Source organism: Robertmurraya beringensis, from assembly GCF_042433785.1.
GTDB classification, from domain to species: Bacteria; Bacillota; Bacilli; order Bacillales; family Cytobacillaceae; genus Robertmurraya_A; species Robertmurraya_A beringensis.
The window spans coordinates 1-1,950 of sequence record NZ_JBHLUU010000065.1; the positions used below are offsets into that span (position 1 = coordinate 1).

General features: G+C 36.3%; 1 protein-coding gene. It reads right to left on the reverse strand.

The window, feature by feature from the left end; translation table 11 throughout:
- Positions 1–114 precede the first annotated feature (114 nt).
- Complete coding sequence (gene ltrA / locus ACFFHF_RS11940; RefSeq protein ID WP_160549285.1) at positions 115–1,920, reverse strand: group II intron reverse transcriptase/maturase; 1,806 nt, start codon at positions 1,918–1,920, stop codon at positions 115–117.
- Positions 1,921–1,950: the final 30 nt, after the last annotated feature.

Genomic DNA, 1,950 nt, shown 5'->3' on the forward strand with positions numbered 1-1,950 from the left:
ACAGTTCCGATAGGTAAGTATTTGATGTTATCTCCAACTTTTCCCCCGGTTAACACCGTACGTGCGACTTTCACCGCATACGGCGTCCCATCTAATTTCAGTTAACCATTAACCTTATATCGCTTCTCTATGTGCCAGTACTCTTAATTTGTTTAACTTCAAGAGTTGCTTGGTGTTTAGAGAAAATTTAGTAAGAAGAAGGTTTATTTTATCCTTATCTTTCATGTGAATAAGAATGTGTATGCTTTTATGAAGGATTATGAGATTGCTGTAACTATCATCTCCGCCATACTCCTTTGGAATTATGTGGTGGCAATGTATCTCGTCAATCTCTAGTTCCTTTCCTGAAATTGCACACTTTCCGTATTGAGCGACAAATTTGGATATTCGATTGTCGTTATATTCAATACTGGCATTTCTTATGAAAGATTTCATTAGCAAGTATAAAACTCTATGATTGATTCCTCTAAGGTTCTGATGAACTTTCATTCTCCCTTTAACTGTGTAATCACAAGTCTCTTGAGAGTATTTCATTGGAGGCTTATTCTTCTGAGCATAGATTGGTGCAAGTACCATACCCTGTATTTTAAAAAGTTTGGGTTTGTACTGACCATACCGTTTCTTTAGAGTTTTAGTCATGTCTGTTAATGACGCTTCTTTATAATTTTCTCTTAATCTGTTATAAAGCACTATTCTAAGAGAGTAGTTTATCTCCGACAGGTCTTTTGTAATTTGGGAAGCAACCGAATAGTAATTCTGAATCCCCATTACCACTGTGTTAAAGTTCCATACTTTTTGAGAAGTAGGGTCCTTCTGGATTTTCTTTATCTCGGCTTTAATTTTGGTTTTAGCATTCATTTTTGCCTTCTTGGTCATTTTTGACTGAGAGACAATTTTGTGGCTTTTTGGTACAGCCTTAATCTTTACACCGAGAAATTCGCTACCTTGTTTTTTCAGATTTATCACTTTAGACTTTTCAGGACTAATTTCTAGTCCCAACCTAATTTGTAGAAAATCCTTAGTTGCGAAGAAAATCTTTTTAGCAGTGTGGTAGTCACTACACATGATTTTAAAGTCATCCGCGTATCTAACAAAAAAGCATTCTTTCAATCTCGTCTTTTTGAGTGGTGCAAATTTATTTTTTTCAGTTTTAAAAGGGAATTTGGTTTTAAAAGTTTCCCATTGATTACTGATCCACCAATCAAGTTCATTTAGCACGATATTGGAGAGAAGGGGACTTAAGATTCCGCCTTGTGGGGTTCCTTTTGTCGGTGTTCCTTCTCCTTCGATTTCAGCTTTGAGTAGTCGAGAAATTATAGAAATAAGCGCCTTATCCTTAATCCCTAACGTCCATATTTGCTTTAGTAGTTTCCCGTGGTTTACGTTATCAAAGAATCCTTTGATATCAACATCTACGCAATAATGTTTTTTACCTCGGTTTATAAGGTCATTCATGCGAGCGATTGCATCATGAGTACTACGGTTTGGTCTAAATCCATAGCTATGCTTATGAAATTTAGCTTCACAAATAGGGTCTAAGATTTGTAGTATACACTGTTGAAAGACTCTATCCCATATTGTGGGGATTCCTAATGGTCTTTTGTCTCCGTTTGGCTTAGGTATGAAGACCCTCCTAACTGATTGAGGATTATACCTAACAAACATTGCTTTGACCTTAGTGATTACCTCTTCAACACCTAAGTTTTGTATGTCCGTGATAGTTAAACCATCGGTCCCAGGCGTTTTGCTTCCTTTATTCCTTTTAATATTCCTGTACGCTAGTCTGATATTTTCTTCGGTGCTCATTAACTCTACAAGGTTATAAAAGTTGTTTCCATTTAGGCTACGAGAATATAATTCGTCCATACTTTGTTGTAATGAATAATATTCTGCGTGCCTAAGTTTTGCTCTCTTTTCCATTGTCATAAGTCGGTTCCTCCTTTAGTGGAG

Excerpts from the sequence above, each read along its gene's own strand:
- ltrA (WP_160549285.1), bottom strand. The coding sequence starts at position 1,920 with ATGGAAAAGAGAGCAAAACTTAGGCACGCAGAATATTATTCATTACAA.